The sequence below is a fragment of the Gordonia sp. UBA7860 genome (assembly GCF_002500165.1).
GTDB classification, from domain to species: domain Bacteria; phylum Actinomycetota; class Actinomycetes; order Mycobacteriales; family Mycobacteriaceae; genus Gordonia; species Gordonia sputi.
This window is the reverse complement of sequence record NZ_DLSO01000121.1, coordinates 43,614-63,119: the sequence shown is the minus strand read 5'-3', so window position 1 is coordinate 63,119 and position 19,506 is coordinate 43,614. Positions and strand designations below refer to the sequence as shown.

20 protein-coding genes and 2 pseudogenes are annotated in these 19,506 nt (G+C 65.6%); 12 read left to right on the top strand and 10 right to left on the bottom strand.

Features of this window, described 5'->3' with window-relative positions:
• Nucleotides 1-779: MMPL family transporter (locus B3T59_RS15180; RefSeq protein ID WP_287004099.1), on the bottom strand; the 779-nt coding region annotated here is incomplete at its 3' end.
• A 125-nt stretch (nucleotides 780-904) separates the two neighbouring features.
• Between B3T59_RS15180 and B3T59_RS15175 the strand changes: the two genes are divergently transcribed.
• Complete coding sequence (locus B3T59_RS15175) at nucleotides 905-2,191, top strand: alpha-hydroxy-acid oxidizing protein (RefSeq protein ID WP_287004097.1); 1,287 nt, start codon at nucleotides 905-907, stop codon at nucleotides 2,189-2,191.
• A 15-nt stretch (nucleotides 2,192-2,206) separates the two neighbouring features.
• Here B3T59_RS15175 and B3T59_RS15170 read toward each other — a convergent pair whose 3' ends face one another.
• Complete coding sequence (locus B3T59_RS15170; RefSeq protein WP_287004085.1) at nucleotides 2,207-3,055, bottom strand: oxygenase MpaB family protein; 849 nt, start codon at nucleotides 3,053-3,055, stop codon at nucleotides 2,207-2,209.
• Nucleotides 3,056-3,121: 66 nt separating this feature from the next.
• Here B3T59_RS15170 and B3T59_RS15165 point away from each other — a divergent pair, with 66 nt between their 5' ends.
• The 4 genes from B3T59_RS15165 to B3T59_RS15150 all read left to right on the top strand — a co-directional run bounded on the left by B3T59_RS15165 (nucleotide 3,122) and on the right by B3T59_RS15150 (nucleotide 6,783).
• Complete coding sequence (locus B3T59_RS15165; protein ID WP_287004083.1) at nucleotides 3,122-3,754, top strand: TetR/AcrR family transcriptional regulator; 633 nt, start codon at nucleotides 3,122-3,124, stop codon at nucleotides 3,752-3,754.
• 4 nt (nucleotides 3,755-3,758) lie between these two features.
• Complete coding sequence (locus B3T59_RS15160; RefSeq protein WP_287004081.1) at nucleotides 3,759-4,409, top strand: TetR/AcrR family transcriptional regulator; 651 nt, start codon at nucleotides 3,759-3,761, stop codon at nucleotides 4,407-4,409.
• 137 nt (nucleotides 4,410-4,546) lie between these two features.
• Nucleotides 4,547-5,770, top strand: coding sequence for an acyl-CoA dehydrogenase family protein (locus B3T59_RS15155; protein ID WP_287004079.1), 1,224 nt, complete (start codon nucleotides 4,547-4,549; stop codon nucleotides 5,768-5,770).
• A complete protein-coding gene (locus B3T59_RS15150; RefSeq protein WP_287004077.1) occupies nucleotides 5,767-6,783 on the top strand; it encodes a phosphotransferase family protein in 1,017 nt (338 codons plus the stop codon). Before B3T59_RS15155 ends, B3T59_RS15150 begins: the two co-directional genes overlap by 4 nt.
• Nucleotides 6,784-6,797: 14 nt before the next feature.
• Here B3T59_RS15150 and B3T59_RS15145 read toward each other — a convergent pair whose 3' ends face one another.
• A complete protein-coding gene (locus tag B3T59_RS15145) occupies nucleotides 6,798-7,313 on the bottom strand; it encodes a hypothetical protein (protein WP_287004108.1) in 516 nt (171 codons plus the stop codon).
• A 92-nt stretch (nucleotides 7,314-7,405) separates the two neighbouring features.
• Between B3T59_RS15145 and B3T59_RS15140 the strand changes: the two genes are divergently transcribed.
• Complete coding sequence (locus tag B3T59_RS15140) at nucleotides 7,406-7,798, top strand: hypothetical protein (protein ID WP_287004106.1); 393 nt, start codon at nucleotides 7,406-7,408, stop codon at nucleotides 7,796-7,798.
• On the opposite strand, the pseudogene B3T59_RS15135 reads toward B3T59_RS15140, so the two are convergent.
• From B3T59_RS15135 to B3T59_RS15125, 3 genes and pseudogenes are all read right to left on the bottom strand, one after another.
• Nucleotides 7,721-8,128: pseudogene (locus tag B3T59_RS15135) on the bottom strand (DUF222 domain-containing protein); the annotation flags it as partial. The gene B3T59_RS15140 and the pseudogene B3T59_RS15135 overlap by 78 nt on opposite strands.
• Nucleotides 8,129-8,214: 86 nt before the next feature.
• Nucleotides 8,215-8,466 (bottom strand): annotated as a pseudogene (locus B3T59_RS15130) (HNH endonuclease); the annotation flags it as partial.
• A gap of 517 nt (nucleotides 8,467-8,983) precedes the next feature.
• Nucleotides 8,984-9,730, bottom strand: coding sequence for a histidine phosphatase family protein (locus B3T59_RS15125; protein WP_064861655.1), 747 nt, complete (start codon nucleotides 9,728-9,730; stop codon nucleotides 8,984-8,986).
• A gap of 63 nt (nucleotides 9,731-9,793) precedes the next feature.
• On the opposite strand from B3T59_RS15125, the gene B3T59_RS15120 reads away from it, so the two are divergent.
• Entirely contained in the window at nucleotides 9,794-10,213 is a 420-nt protein-coding gene (locus tag B3T59_RS15120; protein ID WP_287004076.1) for a VOC family protein, read from the top strand.
• Between the two features lie 66 nt (nucleotides 10,214-10,279).
• On the opposite strand, the gene B3T59_RS15115 is transcribed toward B3T59_RS15120, so the two are convergent.
• Nucleotides 10,280-11,335, bottom strand: a complete 1,056-nt coding sequence (locus tag B3T59_RS15115; protein ID WP_287004075.1) for a sigma-70 family RNA polymerase sigma factor — start codon at nucleotides 11,333-11,335, stop codon at nucleotides 10,280-10,282.
• Nucleotides 11,336-11,891: 556 nt separating this feature from the next.
• Between B3T59_RS15115 and B3T59_RS15110 the strand changes: the two genes are divergently transcribed.
• A complete protein-coding gene (locus tag B3T59_RS15110; protein ID WP_287004074.1) occupies nucleotides 11,892-13,208 on the top strand; it encodes an ROK family protein in 1,317 nt (438 codons plus the stop codon).
• 103 nt (nucleotides 13,209-13,311) lie between these two features.
• Here the strand turns inward: B3T59_RS15110 and B3T59_RS15105 are convergent, their stop codons facing one another.
• Nucleotides 13,312-14,160 carry an ABC transporter permease gene (locus tag B3T59_RS15105; protein WP_039856075.1) on the bottom strand — a complete coding sequence of 283 codons (849 nt, stop codon included), beginning with the start codon at nucleotides 14,158-14,160 and terminating at the stop codon, nucleotides 13,312-13,314.
• On the bottom strand, nucleotides 14,157-15,218 hold the full coding sequence (locus B3T59_RS15100; protein WP_064861291.1) for an ATP-binding cassette domain-containing protein: 1,062 nt from the start codon (nucleotides 15,216-15,218) through the stop codon (nucleotides 14,157-14,159). Before B3T59_RS15100 ends, B3T59_RS15105 begins: the two co-directional genes overlap by 4 nt.
• Before the next feature lie 170 nt (nucleotides 15,219-15,388).
• Between B3T59_RS15100 and B3T59_RS15095 the strand changes: the two genes are divergently transcribed.
• Genes B3T59_RS15095 through B3T59_RS15080 form a run of 4 tightly spaced genes read left to right on the top strand, consistent with a single transcriptional unit; the run spans nucleotide 15,389 to nucleotide 18,588 of the window.
• Nucleotides 15,389-15,793 carry a TOBE domain-containing protein gene (locus tag B3T59_RS15095; protein WP_005207009.1) on the top strand — a complete coding sequence of 135 codons (405 nt, stop codon included), beginning with the start codon at nucleotides 15,389-15,391 and terminating at the stop codon, nucleotides 15,791-15,793.
• A gap of 32 nt (nucleotides 15,794-15,825) precedes the next feature.
• Nucleotides 15,826-16,647: a molybdate ABC transporter substrate-binding protein gene (modA, locus tag B3T59_RS15090; RefSeq protein WP_064861292.1), complete on the top strand. Its 822-nt coding sequence runs from the start codon at nucleotides 15,826-15,828 to the stop codon at nucleotides 16,645-16,647.
• A 7-nt stretch (nucleotides 16,648-16,654) separates the two neighbouring features.
• Nucleotides 16,655-17,437, top strand: coding sequence for an ABC transporter permease (locus B3T59_RS15085; RefSeq protein ID WP_064861293.1), 783 nt, complete (start codon nucleotides 16,655-16,657; stop codon nucleotides 17,435-17,437).
• The gene (locus B3T59_RS15080) at nucleotides 17,434-18,588 is read left to right on the top strand and encodes a sulfate/molybdate ABC transporter ATP-binding protein (protein WP_082933490.1); all 1,155 of its coding nucleotides are present in this window, start codon (nucleotides 17,434-17,436) and stop codon (nucleotides 18,586-18,588) included. The genes B3T59_RS15085 and B3T59_RS15080 overlap by 4 nt, the downstream gene beginning before the upstream one ends.
• Here the strand turns inward: B3T59_RS15080 and B3T59_RS15075 are convergent.
• A complete protein-coding gene (locus B3T59_RS15075) occupies nucleotides 18,483-19,502 on the bottom strand; it encodes an adenylate/guanylate cyclase domain-containing protein (RefSeq protein WP_064861297.1) in 1,020 nt (339 codons plus the stop codon). The genes B3T59_RS15080 and B3T59_RS15075 overlap by 106 nt on opposite strands.
• Nucleotides 19,503-19,506 lie beyond the last annotated feature (4 nt).

Here is a 19,506-nt window from a genome sequence, read left to right as displayed (position 1 = left end):
ACGATGAACAGGGCGTAGTCGATGGAGACCGCGATCCCGAGCATCGTGATGATCGTGGTGGCGCTCTGCTGGACGTCGAAGATCTTGGCGCTCAACGTGACGAGCAACATGGTGATGCCGACGCCGAAGATGCCGGTGATGATCGGGATGAACGCGGCAACGATGGACGCGAACGCGATGATCATGACGATGAACGCGATCACGAAGCCCAACAGCTCCGACACCCCGCCCTGCTGGAAGACCTGCATCAGCGAGCCGGTGCCCTCGACCTGTAACCCGTTGCCGCGGAACTCGGACAGCAGATCCTCGAACTGCGTCATGTCGTCGTTGGTCAGTTCGTTGGCCCGGATGTCCTGCTTGATCTGGATCAGCCCGACCTTGCCGTTGTCGCCGAGGACCTTGGGTGCGATCGCAGGATCAGCCTTGGCCGCGGTCACCGGATTGACGACAGTCTGTGGCTCGATGACCTTGGGTAGCGTCCGAGCCTTGGCGACGAGCGCGTCGATCTGCCCCATGTGGTTCTCGAGCCCGTCGTCGGCAGCGACGAGGATCGACGTCGACGACTTCAGCAACTGGTCGTTGGTGGCCGGGAAGTCTTCCTTCATGACCGACATCGCGCGATCGGAGTCGGTGCCGGGGAGCTCGAAATTGGTGGCGAATGTCGGTTTGAGTACGCCGACGAGCGCACCGAGAACGACCAGTACGACGATCCACGCGGCGATCACGATCCACTTGTGGCGAAACGCGGAACGTCCGAGCCTGTACAACCAGATAGCCATGTGAACCCTTTGATCTCCCCGACTGGACGCACGCCAGAGTAACGAGAGTCGAGCAGTGGTGTCGTGTGTGATTACGGTCATGGCCCCTCGTGAACCGCTGTGAGGCGGGTCATACGCTGTGGAGTATGCCGTCATCACTTTCCGGTCGTGCCCGTCAGAACGACATCTACACAGCGGGAATCCACGGGCGCACGCCTGTCGTACCGACCGACTTCGACGAACTCGAACGCCGCGCGCGGGCGAAGATGTCGGATCGGGCCTGGGCCTACATCGCCGGCGGCGCAGGCGCGGGTCGGACGATGGCGGCGAACCGCAGGGCACTCGATCGACGCGCCATCGTGCCGCGAGTGCTGCGCGACGTCTCCGAGCGGACGCTGGAGACCGAACTGTTCGGTGATGGACTGCCCGCACCGATCCTGTTCGCACCGGTCGGAGCGGGTGATCTCGTCGCACGCGGGGCCGACAGATTGATCGGCCACGCCGCTGCCGAATTGGGTGTGCCCTACATCTTCTCCAATCAGGGCGGGGTCGCGATGGAGGAGGTCGCCGCGGAGATGGACCGCGTACGTCCCGGCGCGCCGCGATGGTTTCAGCTCTACTGGTCGACCGACGACGACCTCGTCGACAGCCTGCTGCAGCGCGCCGAAAGCGTCGGAGCGTCGGCTGTCGCGGTAACCCTCGATACGACGATGCTCGGCTGGCGACCGAATGACCTCAACATCGGGTCGCTGCCGTTCGCGCGCGGGGAGGGTATTGCGCAGTACACCTCGGATTCCCGTTTCAACGAGATCGTCTCCGAGCGTGCGGCGCAGGGGAGCTCGGAGCGTCCCGAGATCTCACTCGGTGCGCTGCGCACGCTCGTCAATATCGCGCGGAATACGCCGGGATCGCTGCTACGCAACATCATTCGACCTGAGCCGCGCGTCGGCGTGCAGACCTTCCTCGACATCTACTCGCGACCCTCGCTGAGTTGGACGCAGATCGAGGGCTTGCGGGAGCGGACGTCACTGCCGATCGTCCTCAAGGGCGTACTGCATCCCGACGACGCGCGGCGTGCCGTCGACACGGGCGTCGACGGCATCATCGTCTCCAACCACGGGGGTCGCCAGATCGACGGTTCTATCAGTTCTGTCGACGCACTCGCCGCGATAGCGCCTGTCGTCGACGGTCGGATCAAAGTGCTCGCCGACTCGGGGATCTATTCCGGCGCAGACGTTTTCAAGGTGCTGGCGCTCGGAGCCGACGCGGTGTGCATCGGGCGTCCGCATATGTACGGGCTTGCCCTCGCCGGTGCCGACGGTGCTCGCGACGCCGTCGCGAACATCATCGCCGAACTCGACCTGACACTCGGTCTCGCAGGACACACGAGCGTCGACGAACTCACGCCCGAGGCGTTGGCCACCGTCGAGTGAGCCTCGCAGCCCGTATCAGACCAGTGGTCGGCCGGTGCGGATACGGCGCCGTACGTCGGCCAGAAGAACGTTGAATGGGAACTGCTGCAACGGTTTCGGCAGGTGACGCACGACGCGTCGAACAATTGCGTTGTGGACGTCGAAGACGGTCTGCTGCCGCGGGGTGAACTCGACGTCCATCTTGTCGCGGAAGTCTTCGGGCAGGAACCCGATCGTCATGATGTACGACCACCAGCCGCCGAGTCGTGACACGACCGGGCCTGCGAACTCCATGCGCGCGATCGACAAGAGGTGATCTCGGATCGGAGGATCGATCTCGAGCGTGGAAATTGTGTTCTGCCAATAGGTTTCGAAGTCTGCGCGCGTGGCGGGCCACATCTGTGGCGGAACCTGCAGGGTGGTACCCATGACCGCGCCCGCACGGTAGGTCTCCTCCGAGATGATCGACGGATCGCCGTAGATGTGTTGGACGTCTTCCCAACCCTTGTACAAACACGCTGCGACCCAGAGTTGCAGGGCCGGGTCGAACGCGTTGTAGGCGACCGGACTGTCGGCGGTGGAGTGGACCTTGGCGTGCGCCCGGCCGACGGCCCTTCGGTACGCCTTACGGTCCGCAGGTGAACCCATTGCGGCGACAGCGAGGTAGCTCAGCGTCGTCCTGGTTCGTTTGACCGGATGCTTGAACAGGTTTCCCGAGTCGACGCGGCTCTCGTAGACGCCGTAGCCGACGGCGGGCATCGCGAGCTGCATGATCACGTTCGCCGGGCCCGCGAGTGCTGCGGCACCGAGCATCGTGAGATCGGAACTGTCGATCTCGTCGCGCGCGGTTGCTGGGTGGTCTGACTGCGTGTCGGGCACCGTCATCGCGGCGGCTCCTATCTGGTAACGACTGTTGCCTGATTCAACGCCGGTGGTGCGGCAGATGTCAAGATGGTCTGCGTGAGCGAAGAACTGCGCACCTACAGCGGGGTGAAGGGGGACGAGCGCGTCGCGCGCCGACGCACCGCCCTCATGGATGCCGCGCTCGAGTTGCTCGGTGGGCAGCCGCCGCATTCGGTGACGGTTCGTGGGGTGTGCGGTGCGGCGTCGCTCAATCCGCGCTACTTCTACGAGAGTTTCGACACGGTAGACGCGCTGGTCGCAGCCACCTACGACCGCGTGATCGACGAGATCTCACACGACGCGCTCGCGGCCTTCGCCACCGGCGACGACGTCGGCGACAAGGTGCGTGCCGCTGTCGCGACGATTGTCTCGATCATCGACTCCGACCGTCGCAAAGGGCGACTGTTGTTCTCGCCGATACTGACCAGTCCGGTCCTTGCCGAGAAGCGACGTGATTCGACGGCCGTCTTCGCGGCCATCACGCTCAGCACCGCGTCCGCTGCACTGCACACCGCTCCCAATCCGCAGGCCGTAGGGGCTGCTCAATTCCAGGTCGGGGGACTCGCGCGCCTACTGTCGGCGTGGCTCGACGACGAGGTGCCGCTGGGTCGAGACGAGGTCGTCGACCTCAGCGTCGCATTGATGATGTCGCTGGTGCCTGCGGTGACGCGGAGGGGATAGGGATATGTTGGATGCCATGAGTAGCGGCGTCGAGGATGCGGAAGTGGAGGAGCAGACCGGGCGTTGGCGCGATTTCGGCGAGCCCGAGTTGCCCGTTCCGCTCGCAGCTGCACTCGGGGCTTTCGCCGAGCACGGCTACCACGGCACGTCCGTGCGTGAGATCGCCGCGCGGGCCAACCTGTCCGTTCCGGGGCTCTACCACCACTATCCGTCGAAGCAGTCGCTGCTCCAGGGTCTGCTCGACAGGACGATGATGGATCTGCTCGCGCGGTCGGAGCAAGCTGTTGCCGAGGCCGGGGCCGAACCGGTCGACCAATTCGACGCGGTGGTCGAGTCGTTGCTGCGTTTTCATATGTACCGGCGCGAGCAGGCGTTCGTCGGTTCGACCGAGATTCGCAGTCTTGACAGTTCGTACAAGCAGACCTACATCGGCCTGCGCGACCGTCAGCAGCGGATGGTCGACGAGATCGTGTTCGCCGGGGTCGAAGCGGGCGACTTCCGTACGAGCTATCCCAAAGATGCTGCGCGTGCGGTCACCACGATGTGCGTCGGCGTCTCGACCTGGTTCAAGCTCGAAGGGGAACTGGGTCCGGACGAGCTGATCGCACGTAATCTGGACTTGTCGAGGGCGACCGTCGGATACGTTGAGCGCTGAAGCGCTTCGCGGCTGGATGGGTTGACCCGAGTAGACGGTCTCTGGCAGTCTTGGGCACCGAACGAGCGATCGGTCGGAGTGATCCGGCGTGGAGTTCGAGCGTCGAACCTGCGTTGCACCCCGAGGATGGAGACCTGATGGCAGTGGAACTGGGCTATTCGCCCGAGGTTGACGATCTGGTGAAACGGACGACCGCATTCATCCACGAGGTCGTCCTGCCGATCGAGAATGCGAATGATGGCGACATCACCGCGGCGGGCGGCGACGATCTGCGACGTGATCTCAATCGCCAGGCCAAGGAGTTGGGCATCTTCGCGCCGCACGCTCCCGTCGAGCTGGGCGGTCACGGACTCTCGATGTCGGATCGTGTTCCGGTCTTCGAGGCGGGCGGATACTCGACATTCGGGCCGGCAGCGCTGCACATCGGAGCGCCCGACGAGGGCAATGTACACATGCTCGCCCACATTGCCGACGACGAGCAGAAGCTCAAATATCTTGCGCCACTTGCCAATGGAGACGTGCGTTCGGCGTTCGCGATGACCGAGCCCGCGCCGGGGGCGGGCTCGGATCCCAACCAACTCCGCACGGAGGCGACCAGGGTCGACGGTGGGTGGAAGATCAACGGCGAGAAGCGATTCATCACCGGAGCCGAGGGCGCGGGCTTCTACATCATCATGGCGCGTACCGCCGGAGCGCCAGGTGACCGTGGCGGCGCGACGATGTTCCTCGCGCCCGGTGACACGCCAGGTATCGAGGTCATGCGCCACATCCACACCACCGATCGCGCGATGATCGGCGGCCACTGCGAAGTGCGCTTCACCGATGTCTTCGTTCCCGATGCCGACGTGCTCGGTGAGGTCGACCAGGGGTATCGCTACGCCCAGGTGCGGCTGGGTCCGGCGCGCATGACGCACGTCATGCGCTGGCTCGGCGTCGCTGTGCGCTGTCACGAGGTGGCCGTCGACTACGTCGCACACCGCAACGGATTCGGCGGAACACTCGGCGATCTCGGCATGATCCAACAGATGGTGGCCGACAACGAGATCGACCTCGCGGCGTCGCGTGCCCTGTTGGTCAAGGCGTGCTACGAACTCGATCAGGGGCGTCACGCATCGTCGGAAACCTCGATCGCCAAGACCTTTGCCGCAGAGGCATATTCGCGAATCGTCGACCGATCGATCCAGATGTGCGGTGGACTCGGCGTCTCCGACGATCTGCCGCTCGCACGCCTTCAGCGTGAACTGCGTCCCTTCCGCATCTACGACGGTCCGTCCGAGGTGCACCGCTGGGCCCTTGCGCGCAGGGCCGTCGGGCGTGCACGCAAGAATCGCGCATCGACCCAGCAGGGAGAGAACGCATGAGCACCGCAGAGCTGGTACTCGAACCGCAAGCGCTGCAACGATTTCTGGTTGACAACGCGGTCGACGTCGCGGGACCGCTCGACGTCGAGTTGATCAGCGGCGGAAAGTCGAATCTCACGTTCATGGTCTCCGACGGCGTGCACCGCTGGGTTGCGCGCAGGCCTCCGACAGGTGGCCTCACGCCCTCGGCGCACGACATGGGTCGGGAATGGGCTGTCACGTCGGCGCTTTCGCGCACCGACGTCCCGGTTGCCACGCCGGTCGCCTTCGATACCGACGGCTCGGTGCTCGGCGCGCCGTGCACCGTCGTCGAATTCGTCGACGGGACGGTGATTCGAACCGGCGACGACCTCTCGGCACTCTCCGACGACGAGGTGACACGCAATGCCGAGGGGTTGATCTCGACCCTTGCCGCGCTGCACGCCGTCGACTTCGAGGCGGTCGGGCTCGGGGAGTTCGGTAGGCCAACGGGTTTCGCGGGTCGGCAGGTGAAGCTGTGGGCCAGGCAATGGTCGCACGTCCGGGGCACGGATCTACCCGACGTCGATCGGCTCGTCGACGCGCTCGGTGAACGGGTGCCGGAGCAGGCGCGTGCGACCGTCGTCCATGGCGACTACCGTGTCGACAACACGATTCTCGCGTCGGATGACCCGGGAACTGTTGCCGCAGTGGTCGATTGGGAGATGTCGACGCTCGGCGATCCGATCACCGACGTCGCCCTCATGTGCGTCTACCGCGCACCCGTCTTCGATCGGGTTCTGGGCTTCGACGGCGCGTGGACCAGTGACCGCTACCCGTCGGCCGACGAGATGGCCCAGCGGTACGCCACGTTGACCGGCAACGACCTCGGCGACTGGCCGTTCTACCTCGGGCTGGCCAACCTCAAGTTGGGTGTGATCGCGGAGGGCATCAGCCATCGCGCACGTGCAGGCGCGGCGTCAGAAGGCGCCGAGCACGCCGCCGCGGCGACGGGCGAATTCATCGCCGCTGGGCTGGCCGCGCTCGCCTCGTAGCGGGTGTTGCTCGGTCAGAACGGTGGTGGTGCGGCTGCGTCGTCGACGAGGCGCTTGTTCCCGTCGCGGGTGAGGCGGCGTTGGCGGTTGCGTCGGCGTTCGGCGCGGCGTCGGGTGTGTTTGTTTGCCACGCGTGTTGGTGAGCGCGGTAGATCGGGTGGTGTCCGGTGTCGGGGGCGCGGCGGGTCTGTGGTGTGTGGTGAGGTGAAGCGGATGCGGCGGAGTCCGAGGAAGGTGTCTTCAAAGGTTTCGGCGTCACCTGGGATGACGAAACCTTCGGGGGTGAGGTATTCGGTGACCAGCCGTCCGGTGGTGGGGTCGCGGTATTGGTCGTCGACCCAGTTGCCGAACGTTTTGGTGATGTGCCCGTACCGGCATTTGGTGTTCAGATTCTCGTAGCTCGTCTGTCCACCCGCGCGCGGGTCGTGGTGGTCGAATTCGGTGACGTGGTCGTTGTCGGCGGTCCAGGCCGAATGGCCGCAGCCGGGGTCGACGCAGTAGCCGTCACGGCAGCGGATTGCTTCATCCAATGCGGTGGATGGCCGGTAGGGGTCGGCGCCGTGTGCGGACAGCGTGTAGGTGCCGTCGGCGTAGTTGGGGGGGTGCCCTTCGGAATGACTCGGTGGATCACCGCATCGGGGCGCGCCGCGATGTCGCGGACATGCTCGGCGGAGATGATGCCGTAGCCGTCCATGAACCCCACCGGGACATTGTCGCCGGACACCTCGGCGCGGCGACGCTCGATCCGCGCAGTTCGGGTGGTACCTGGTCCGGTGTCGCTGTCTGGCTCACGACCACCGGCATCGTCGGCGAAGTCGCCGGACTCAACTCGATCTGCAGCGGGTACGTCGGGATCGGTGAAGCCGTCGGTGTTTTCGGCGGGCTCGGGCGCGGTGAGGGCGGCTTCGTTGCACACGACGTGGATGACGAATCGCGGATCGGCTGGTGGGACGGTGCCGGGCTCCGGGATCTGCGCGGTGCAATCGGTGCTGGCGCAGGTGCATTCGAATCGTGAATTGCTCAACAGCGCGAACATTGCATCGGAGGCGCGTTGCTGACGGGTCCGACCGTCACCGTTGCAGACCGCGTCGGCAAGGCGTCGTACCGCAGCGACCGCGATCTGCACGTTTTCTGCCGACATGACCGCGGTGATCTCGCCGACCCCGTCGCCACAGTTATCGACGAACACGCCCCGCTTGTCCAGAGCGCGCTCGCGGCGTTCACGTACCGCGTCGGGGTCTCGGCGGAACACGATCCGATCGACCATGTCGCGCAGGCGGGGCTGTTTCCACGACCCGCGCCGCGTCCGCAAAGTTGACGCGATCTGTTCATCGACGGCGGCCACCACCTCGGGCGGGGTGCCCGGCCCGCGCGGACCAGATCGGTGCGTGAGATGACCAGTCGGGCTTGCTCGACTGACACGATCCCGTCGCGTAGACAGCCGAATACCTGTGGCAGGTCATCGCGTAACACGATCGCGTCGTCGAGCATGCGTTCGGCCTGGGGGCGTGATACCGCGAAGATTCCGGAGATGCGTGCCGCCGCATCGGCGAAGCCATCCACGATCAGGCCATCCGATTTGGCGCGCTCGACGACCAAGCGGTCATAGAGCACCCCGATCGACTGATACCGAGCCCACCCCAAAAATGCTTCGCCGCAACGTAGTTGGGTCAGGCCTTCCATCACCGCGACCGTGTCGGCATCACCCGGCGATTCGGGATCAATCCCGCCTAATACCCCGAGCGGCAGGGCCGTCGACCAGTCCAGGGGATCGGTATGGGGTCTCGACTCATCGGTTTCCGACCCTTGGGTTTCCGACCCATCAGATGTGCTGTCGGCTTGTGACGCCCGGCCTGCTCGACGAAGAGTGCTGAGGGCGTCGTTGTCTGACTCCTCATCTCCCGCATCAGGGTTGGTCCACGGATTCACTGACTCGATCGACACTTCGCACCTCCCTCCTGCGACCTGATCGAACGTGTGATCCCATACTACGACTGACCACCGACAAGAATTCTGCTCGAGATCGCAGGTCGGGGAAACGTCGGATGCGTTGTGCGGTGAATACGAGTCGTTGCCGATGGACGACTTCCAGATGTGTGTCGAATTTGAGGATGTGTGTGCTGCAGCAACCACATTCATCGATTGGACCCACATTTACGGTTTCGCCGTCAGGCGCGGAGGACTCGCGGCGGCATGGCGTTCAGCGGAACGTCGCGATGCCGCCTTCGCGGTCGACGAGGTGGGCGTGCTCGTTGAGCGACATCACCGACGTCCCGCTGCGGCCGACGAGGAGTTTGGTCACCGAAGCGTTGACCATCGTGCGCGCCATCGCAGGCCAACGGTGCGGCGGCACCCCCCACAGTTCGGCGATCAGCTGTGTGATGGTGCCCGCCGAAGACACCACGAGAACGGTCTGTCCGCTGCCCGCCAACTCGGCAGCGCGCTCGCCCGCGCCGGTGACCCGTGAGCGGAATTCGGGATAGGTTTCGCCGGAACCGGGAGGGGTGGTCGCGCCCTCGGCCTCCGCCATGCTCGTCTGGTCGATCCAGTGCGCGAGGCCCGCGTCGAGGCGCTGCTGATACGACTTCTGATCGGCGAACTCGTCTGGGGTCGCTGCGCCGACGAGCGCGGGCAGTTCGTACTCGTTCCATGACGGGTCGACGATCGGTTCCGGCGCGGAGTCGAGGCGGGCGAGGACGCCTGCGAGTGTCTCGGTCTGCCGGGCGAGGTCGCCGCTGATCGCGGCGGTGACACCGCTGATCTGCGCGGACAGCAGGGTTCCGGTGAGGCCGGCCTGGACCCGACCCGTATCGGTGAGGCCGGGGCCGGGGTCGCTCCCGGCCGCGGCTGAGTCGTCGGCGGGCGCGTTTTCGGTGGGCGCACTGTCGGCGACCCCGTACGCGGACGGGTTGGCCTGGCCATGTCGTACGAGGTAGATGACTCCCATGCTCGTAGAGCCTATGCGGTCCACCAACGATGACTTCCGGGCGGCGTACGGGTCGGTCTGTGTATGGCGTCAACGTTGTTCATCACGCTGCCCGTCGACGACACCGCGCGCTCACGCCGGTTCTTCGAGAGCATCGGTTTCCGCACCGACGAATGGTTCTGTGACACCGGGACGGTGTGTCTCCCGATCAATGAGCGCACGATGCTGGTGCTGCTCGCTGCCCGGCGGTTCGCGGGGTACTCCGCGGCGGGTCGGGGTGGGCGGTGCTCTGCGGGGACGTCGCGCGAGGTGGTTTTCGCGTTCTCGGCGTCGTCTCGGCACGAAGTCGACGACGTGGCCGACGCCGCGCTGGCCAACGGTGCGAGTGCGTTGCGCGAACCCGACGACCACAGCTTCACCTACAGCCGCAGCTTCTGCGATCCCGACGGCCACGCCTGGGAGATCGTGTGGATGAACCCGGGCGCGATTCCCGAGGCGGGGTGATTTCGACTCGGCAGCTCGCTCCGCTCGCGGCCGGCTCAATCAGCGGGAAGGGTGCCCACCCGCCGATCAGCGGGGCGGGGGGGCGGGCAGGCCGAAGCGGGCGAAGTCGGTGGCCACGTCGTCGCCGAAGAACGCGACGACGTGCGTGACCGCGGGCGATGCGTCGGGGCCAGTCGTGCCGAGTTCGAGAACCTGGAGGTGAAACGGGCGGTGCACGCCGTCGGGTTCGCGCATGTAGAGCCCGAAGGCGGGTTGTCCGTTGGCGACAGTGGGCAGGAGGATCTGGTCGCCCTCCTTCTCCGCTGGGCAGTTGTGCCGGATGAGCGTGGCGATCGCTGCCGGACCCTGGTACCAACCGGTGAAGGGTGGCATCTCCCAGATCGCCTTGTCGGTGAACATGTCGGCGATGGCGTCGACGTCGTACCGCTCGAACGCCGAGACATACCGTGCAAGCAGTTCACGCTTGGCGTCGTCGGTGATCTCTTCCGTCGAATCATGCTGTGGCGCAGCATTCTTGAGTTGCTCGCGGGCGCGCTGCAGCAGGCTGTTGACCGTTGCGGTGGTGACACCGATGGTGTCGGCCACCTCGGCGGCCCGCCATTGCAGCACATCGCGCAGGATCAGTACGGCTCGCTGCCGCTCGGGTAGATGCTGTAGCGCCGCGATGAACGCGAGGCGGATCGACTCGCGTGCACCGACGACATAGGCGGGGTCGGCGTCGTCGCCGGGGGAGATCTCGTCGACGGCGCCCGCGTACGGCTCGAGCCAGGGGACCTCGCCGTCGGTCTCGAGTGTGTCGGTGGGGTCGAAGGCATCGCCGCCGAGTCCTGAGGGGAGCGGCCTGCGCTGTTTACTCTGCAGTGCGGTCAGGCAGGTGTTGGTCGCGATCTTGTGCAGCCAGGTCCGTACCGACGCACGACCGTCGAACTTGTCGTACGCGCGCCAGGCACGGAGGTAGGTGTCCTGGGTGAGGTCTTCGGCGTCGTGATGTGAACCCATCATTCGGTAGCAATGGGCCAGGATCTCACGGCGCAACGGCTCGGTCGCGGCGCGAAATTCGGTGTCGCTTGAAGTCGACGGCTCGGCGGAAAGATGCGCAGTGGAGGCGGTCTGCGGAGGCATGTGATCCAGGTTACGACAGGGTCCCGACAAGCTCTACGGTTGCGCACGCTCGATGGATGCGCAGGTCGGGTACTCGTGTAGGGCGACGGAGGACGGCAACTTTTGCGCGCGGTGCGTCTAACCCGCGACGCCGCGCCGTAGGCAGCCTATTCTCGCCGGTGGACGCCTCTGCCGGGTGCGCGAAGTGGTCTGTGACCTGCGGCAAGGGATGCGCAAGGGAGTTGCGGGCCGCTGCGATCAGTTGCTAGCTTCGTGCTCATGACGAGCGAGCACGACCGCGCCCTGGCGCAGATCTCAGAGGTGACCTACGTGATCACCGCTCTGGGTTGTCGTCTGCCGTTCGCCCGTGTGCTGTGTTGTCGCCGAATGCGTTGATCCGAGTTCTTCACTCTTCACCTTCCGCATTCCACGCGAATCCCCCGCGATCATCGTCGACCGCCCGCCATGAACTCCGGTTCTGGCCGCTGACGCCATCGCTCGCGGCGCCCACGATGCTGTGCGCCCCGGATTCGCTGCACCGACACCGCCGCTGCACCGACACCTAGGACACCCACTCATGACCGCCACCGTTGATCAGCCCATCCGCACAGCTACGCTTTCCTCACCGGTCCGACGGCCGGCCGCACGTCCGAACCCACGCAGGTCGACGCCGCGACCGACGCCTGTTCCCGGGCTCGAACCACGCAGTGCCAGGAGAGGGGGGCGGCCGATTCAGATCGCGACACCGCGCCTCGAGCTCTCCGACAAACCCGCAGCGCTCGTGTTGCGCACCGCTCGACTATCCGGCCCGATTTTCCGCGACGACGCCGCGGAGGCAACCGGACTGTCCATCTCGACGGTGAACCGCCAGGTCGGCGCGCTGTTGAAGGCGGGGCTCCTGCGTGAACGCGCCGACCTCGCGCCGGCCGGTGCCATCGGACGTCCGCGTCTGCCGTTCGAAATCAACGTGACCGACTTCCTGACCCTCGGTATCCATATCGGGTACAAGGTCACCTCGATCACCACCCACGATCTGTTGCATCGCGTCGTCGGCGCCATCCAGATCCCGACGCCGATCGCCGAGACCCCCGAGCAGACGCTGACCGCCATCGGCGACAGCGCACGACGCTTCATCGGACGCTGGTCGAATCGTCGAGTGCTGTGGGCAGGTGTCGCGATCGGTGGACGCGTCGCCGAAGGGGGCTTCGTCGACCATCCGCGTCTCGGCTGGACGGATGCCCCGGTGGGCAACATCATCGCCGAAGCCGTCGGGCTGCCCGTGTCGGTGGCGTCGCACGTCGAGGCGATGGCCGCCGCCGAGCTCGTGGTGAACCCCAGCGACAAGCGCTCGAGCTTCCTCTACTTCTACGCACGTGAGATGGTCGGCATCGCGTTCAGCGTCGACGGCGCCGTGCACACACCGACCGCGGGCCCGCCGGTGATCGGGCACTTCCCGACCGGGGCGACAACCCTGCTCGACCCGCAGCACACCGGTCGCCTCGAGCCGACCGCGAGCGACACCGGCGTTGTCGAGGCGGCGCTCGCACTAGGACTCGACGTCGTCGACATCGAGGGAGTGCACGCGCTCGCCCGTGGCGGTGACGCGACCGCTCGCGCACTCCTCGAAGAGCGCGCGACGGTCCTCGGGCGTGCGGTGGCGCTGATGGCCGACATCTTCAACCCCGACCACATCATCCTCGGCGGGCAGGCGTTCACCGACAACCCGTCGACGCTGCCGCTGGTTGCCGCAGCGATCCGCGAGACCTCGGTATCGCCCAAACGCGATGTCCGCGTGTCCCATTCGGGTGTGACGGTGCAGCAGCAGGCGGCCGGCGCGGTGTCGTTGGACGCGGTCTACACCGACCCACTCGAGGCGCTCGCTGCGACGGCGTGAGAACAACCGGACGCTGACCCGAAGAAACACGTGTTTCTGACCGATGCGCGCGAAGCTTCGCGCGCGGGTGTCAGAAACACGTGTATCTGCTCCGAATCCGGCGTCAGTCCGTGGTGCGGCGCGCGTAGTTGCGCAGCGCGAACGGCATGAACAACAGCGTGAGTACGACGGCCCAGATGAGCGTCGACAACTCCGGGTAGCGCAGTGGGAGTGCGGCGTCGGCTCCCGCTGCGGGTCCGTTGCCCCAGAGCACACGCATCGCCTGGATGAGTGACGAGATGGGGTTCCACTCGGCGATGGTCCGCAGCCACGGCTGCATCGCCTGGGTGGGTACGAACGCGTTGGAGACGAATGTCAGTGGGAACAGCACGGAGAACATGAACCCGTTGACCGCTTCGACCGACCGCAGCCACGAACCGATCATCACGCCGAACCAGATCATCGCGAATCCGAACACCAGCACCAGGATGAAGCCGAGCGTTCCTTCCCACACCGACGTGGTGATCCGCCAGCCGATGATGACGCCCGTCAGTGCCATCACGACGATGCCGATCGACGAGTGCAGCAGACTCGCGATGCTGCGTCCGATCAGCACTGCCGACCGTCGGATGGGGAGCGACCGGAAACGGTCGATGATGCCCTTCTCGATGTCGGCGGTGATACCGGTGGCGACGATGAACGCGGTGAACACGATCGTCTGACCCATGATGCCGGGCAGTAGGTACTGCTTGTAGTTGATCGCCGGGTTGCCCGCGCTGATCGCCGGTCCGAAGACGTAGGCGAACAGCACGACGAACATGATCGGCTGGATCGTCACGTCGGAGAGCATCTCCGGCATGCGTCGAGTGTGGATCATGTTGCGCTTCACCATGATCCACGCCTGTTGCCAGACGTTCGTCGGGTGGATCGGTGGGCGTTCGACCAGTTGCGATGTCATCGATGTGGTGCTCATCGGGTGTCTCCGCTCGAGGTGGGGGCGTTGTCGGTGCCGGCGTCGGCATCGTCGTCTGTGGTGGTCTCGGCGCGGTGGCCGGTGAGGGAGAGGAAGACGTCGTCGAGGCTCGGTCGGGCGAGTCCGATGTCGTCGACGGTGATCCCCGATTCGTCGAACCAGGCCGCGATGCGGGTGAGGTCGGCGAGGCCGGAAGCCGACGAGGTCAGTGTGCGGGCGGTCTCGTCGACGAACACATCTCCGCCGTTGCGGCGCAACAGTTCTTGCGCCGCGGGCAGTGACGCGGCGTCGGACACGGTGATGACCACGCTTGCCGCGCCCGCACGTTCTTTGAGTTGCAGCGGGGTGCCCTCGGCGATGACCCGACCCTTGTCGATGACGACGATGTTGTCGGCCAGTTGGTCGGCTTCCTCGAGATACTGCGTGGTCAGCACCAACGTGGTGCCGCCCGCGACCAGGCGTCGCAGGACATCCCACAGTTCGGCGCGGCTGCGCGGGTCGAGGCCGGTCGTCGGCTCGTCGAGGAACAGCACCGGGGGTGCGGCAAGCAGGCTGACGGCGAGGTCGAGACGTCGGCGCATGCCGCCGGAGTAGGCGCGGACCTGTTTGTCGGCGGCGTCGGTCAGCGAGAACTGTTCGAGGAGTTCGTCGGTGCGTGCGGCCAACGCCTTTCGGGTGATGCCGTACAGGCCGCCGACCATCCGCAGATTCTCGCGGCCGGTGAGGATCTCGTCGACCGTGGCGGCCTGACCGGTGAGCCCCATGTTGCGGCGCACCATTTCGGGGTCGGTCCGGACGTCGAATCCGGCGATGCGGGCGGTTCCGCTCGTCGGAAGCGAGAGTGTGGTCATCATCCGCACGATCGTCGTCTTGCCTGCCCCGTTGGGACCGAGCAGACCGAGAACCGAGCCCGTGGGCACGTTGAAGCTGACGTCGTCGACGGCGGTGAAGTCGTCGAAGCGTTTGACGAGGTTGGTGGCCTCGACGGCGAGGTCGAGGACGGTGTCGGGTGGGCCGGGTGTGTGGCCTGCGGTGGTGGGTGGCGCTGGCTGGCTCATGGTTCCTCACGGTATCGGGCGAGTCGGACATCGGCGACTGAGTTTCGGGGGCCGGGTGGTGTGAACGGGGTACAGGTGTCGACTCGTGACCGGCCGAGAATTCATCGGTGGACCCGCACATGCGTCGATCAACAGCCCACTTCTCCGCGACTGCGGTTAAACTCGCTCGGGTGACGGCGATCAAAGTACGCGATGCCGCGACGCTTCTCGGGGTCAGCGACGACACCGTTCGACGCTGGCTGGCCTCCGGCGAGCTCGAGCCGGGTGGCGGCGAAGCAGTCGCGACCGTCGACGGCGTCGGTCTCGCAGCGCTTGCGCGTCGCCGGTCGCGCGTCCCCGACGACGACGGCACCGGGGTGCTGCGATCGGCGCGTAACAGGTTCACCGGACTGGTGACGGACCTGGTCGTCGACACCGTGATGGCTCAGGTGACTCTGCAGTGCGGGCCGTTCGAGGTCACATCGCTGATGAGTGCCGAAGCCGCGCGAGAACTCCGACTCGAACCCGGCGTCGTCGCGACCGCGGTGGTCAAGGCGACGACGGTGATCGTCGAACGTCCTGATCCGAACAAGTGACCCGCGTGCGCGGGAGAGAAGTGAGAACTGCTGTGTCATCGCGTGCTGGGTCGTCTCGTCCTGTACCGGTTCGTCGTCTGCTGGCCGTCTGCGCGGCGCTCATCGCCGTGATCGCCGCCGTCGCCGGATGTTCGTCGGACAGTGATTCGTCGAGCGGTGCTTCTTCGAGTACCGACGGGCAGAAGGTAACTCTCAACGTGTACGCGGCAGCGTCATTGAAGAACACCTTCACCGAGCTGGCCGACGCTTTCGAGAAGGCACACTCCGACGTCGACGTGAAGCTCAGCTTCGCGGGGTCGTCGGCGTTGGTCACCCAGATCAACCAGGGTGCTGACGCCGACGTGATCGCCACCGCGGATGAGCGGACGATGCAGAAGCTCGGTGACAAGGCGGTCGACCCGGCCATCTTCGCCACCAACACACTGGTGATCGCGACGGCGCCGGGAAATCCCAAGCAGATCAACGGATTCGCGAGTTTGAAGAATGCCGACGTGAAGACGGTCGTCTGTGCGCCGGAGGTTCCGTGCGGGGCGGCGACGGTGGCGGTCGAGAAGAACACGGGTGTCGAGTTGTCGCCGGTGAGCCAGGAAACGTCGGTGACCTCCGTGCTGACCAAGGTCACCTCCGGTGAGGCCGACGCCGGTCTGGTCTATGTGACAGACGCGAAGTCGGCGGGCAACAAGGTCTCCACCGTCGAAGATCCGGCGTTCGCCAAGGTGGTCAACAAGTATCCGATCGCAACGGTCAAGGGCACCAGGCATTCTGAGCAGGCAACTCAGTTCAAGGACATGGTGACGGGCCAGACCGGGCAGGAGATCCTGTCTGCCGCAGGGTTCAAGCCCGCGAGCTCCTGAGCTGGTCATGCGTCGGATTCCGCTGTGGGTGTATGTCCCCGCCGTCATCGGGATCTGTTTCATCCTGGTCGGTCCGCTCGCGATCATCGTCCGAATGCCGTGGGGAGACTTCTGGGCTTCCATCACCTCGCAGGCATCTCTCGACGCTCTGCGGCTCGGTGTGCTGACCGCGGTGGTGAGCACACTGCTATGCGTCATCCTCGGCGTGCCCATCGCCTTTGTCTTCGCTCGGTTCCAGGGAATCGCTGTCCGCGTGCTGCGCGCAGTGGTGTTGTTGCCCTTGGTGTTACCGCCGGTGGTCGGTGGCATCGCGCTACTGTACGCACTGGGCCGCTACGGACTGGTCGGTCAGTATCTGGACCGCGCGGGCATCCAGTTGGCGTTCACGACGGCCGGTGTGGTTGTCGCGCAGACGTTTGTCGCCATGCCGTTCCTGGTCCTGAGCGTCGAGGGCGCGTTGCGGTCGGCCGGAGCGGACTACGAGCAGATCGCCGCGACGCTGGGCGCGAGCCCGACGAGGACTCTGTGGAAAGTCACACTGCCGCTGGTCTTTCCGGCGCTCACAGCGGGTGCGGTACTGGCCTTTGCGCGGGCTCTCGGCGAGTTCGGCGCGACCATCACGTTCGCGGGTAACCTGCCGGGAACCACGCAGACGGCACCTCTGAAGATCTACCTCGACTCGATCAACGATCCGATCGAGGCTCTTCCGCTGTCTTTGGTGCTGATGGGTGTTGCGCTGATCGTCGTCGTCGCCGTGCATCTACGCCGAACCCCGGCGGTGGGTGCGTGAGCGGCCTGCGAGCGTCAATCCGTTGTGCGACGCCATTTCTCGAGATCGACCTCGACGTCGCGGATGGCAAGACCTGCGCGATACTCGGACCCAACGGGTCGGGTAAGAGCACCACCCTCGCCGTGCTGGCCGGACTGCGCCGCACCGACGACTCGACGGTTGACTACGACGGCCGCAGTCTGCAGGACGGGAAAACCTTTGTGCCGCCGCATCGCCGGTCGGTGGTGCTGCTCGCTCAGCAACCACGCTTGTTCCCCCACATGAGCGTCGCGAGCAACGTCGCATTCGGGCCGGAGTCCGCGGGTTTGTCGCGGAAAGAGGTTGCGGCCCGTACCGAACGATGGCTCGCCGCGGTCGGTGTCGCCGAGTTCGCAGACCGTTCCCCGAAACAACTGTCGGGTGGACAGGCACAGCGCGTCGCGATCGCACGCGCTCTCGCGACCGAGCCGGACGTACTACTGCTCGACGAGCCGTTCGCTGCGCTCGATGTGGATGTGGCACAACAGATGCGCACACTGTTGCGGTCGCTGATCACCGAGCGGAAGGGCTGCACGGTGCTCGTCACACACGACCTTGTCGACGCCGTTGCACTCGCCGACGACGTCGTGATCATCGAGCATGGCCGGGTCGTGGGGCGTGGTCCGACACGAGAGGTGTTGCGGCGTCCGGAAACAGCATTCGCCGCCGCACTCACGGGTCTCAACATGTTCGTCGGAACCTTCAAGGCGCCCGCGACAGTAGTAGGGGTTGGGGGCGGCAGCGTCACGGGCGTGTCGGCAGATGCGAGCAGGCCGGGTGTCGGGGCGGTGGCGACCTTCTCACCGCGCGCGGTGGCGCTATACCTCGATGCGCCGCAGGGAAGTCCGCGCACGGTCTTGAGCGGAACGGTCTCGGAGGTCATGCCCCAGGGCGATCACGCGATTGTGCGCTGCGACGTTGCCGGGCAGGTGGTCTCGGCGGAGGTGACGTGGGGCGCCGTCGGAGATCTTGCACTCGATGCCGGCCGCGAGGTCTACCTGGTCATCAAGGCGAATGAGGTGCGCGTCTACGAGGCGACGTCTTCGGTCGAGCCGTCGGATGTCGACCCGGCCCCGGACTCGGCCTCGTCTCCTGACTTGGCCTCGTCTCCTGACTTGGCGCCCGATTCGTAATACTTGTTGGCTTCCAACACCTTTGCGCGTAGCCGCCGGTAGCCGCGGACCGACAGCGGGGAGATCGACCGTAGGTAGAAGCGGTCGTCGTCGGCGATATCGTCGGCCACCGGTTCGCTGACCAGCGTGCTGCCCGGTCGCGCTGAACCGCACAGGCGCGCAGCGATGTTCACGGGCTCGCCGAAGACGTCGCCGAGTCGGGAGAGAATCTGTCCGCGCGCAAGTCCTACGCGCAGTGCCGGGATGGGCTTGTCGTCGCTGAGTTCGTGTATCGCAAGTGCTGCCTGCGCGGCGGCATTCGACGAGCTGAACGTGAACATGACGCCGTCGCCGAGGGTCTTGACCACGTGGCCGCGGTACCTGGCCACGACGTCGAAGGTGCGGTCCTCGAACGTCTCGAGTAGATGCTCGAGCTCGTCGAGAGGGGTGCGTCGAGACAGACTGGTGTATCCGACGATGTCGGCGAAGCCGACGACGAGCTCCATCCGCTCGTCGGATTCGCGGGATTCGTCGCGGGTCATGGCCATGTCGAGGTGTCTGCGCCAGATCAGCTGTTGGATCACGCCCAACGCGTTCGCCATCTGGTCGCGAGTCCACGGCACATCCGGATTGCGTTCGAGTTCGGTCAACTGGTCGGCCTGCCAGTCGGCGAGGCGTGACATCGTCTGTCCGATTGCTCGTGCGGTTGCGACCTGCGCGGTCTCGGGCATGGTGTGTTCAGAGTCGGCAAAGAGTCCGAGCGCCTTCACCTCGTCGGCGGTGAAGATCTTGTCGGGTGTCGACTGTCGCGCGAAACCGAACGCGTTCCAGACCTTTTCGGCATAGTCGGGAGAGAGTCCGAGCTCCTCCACGAGGTCGTCGCGCGTGTATCGCGGTTCGGGAGCGCTCAGTCCCGAACGTTCCTGATCACTCACCGGC